1 pseudogene is annotated in these 239 nt (G+C 72.0%); it reads left to right on the forward strand.

Features of this window, described 5'->3' with window-relative positions:
* Positions 1–239 (forward strand): annotated as a pseudogene (locus ACQG3P_RS23010) (sigma-54-dependent Fis family transcriptional regulator); the annotation flags it as partial.

Raw genomic sequence — 239 nt, forward strand, 5'->3', positions numbered from 1 at the left:
GACCTCGTCAAGGCCGGCGCAGCCGACTACCTGCCCAAGCCCTGGGACGACCGCAAGCAGCTGACCACGGTCAACAACCAGCTGGAGCTGTCTGAAACCCGCCGCGAGCTAGACCGCCGCCGTGCGCGCGAACAGCGCGACCGCACGCCGCTGGAAGCGCGCTACGACCTGCGCGGTGCGGAGGTGGCCGACCCGGCCCGCGAACGCGAGGTGAACCTGGCCTGCCAGGTCGCGCGCTC

The sequence above is a fragment of the Stenotrophomonas sp. SrG genome (genome assembly GCF_050031795.1).
GTDB classification, from domain to species: Bacteria; Pseudomonadota; Gammaproteobacteria; order Xanthomonadales; family Xanthomonadaceae; genus Stenotrophomonas; species Stenotrophomonas rhizophila_A.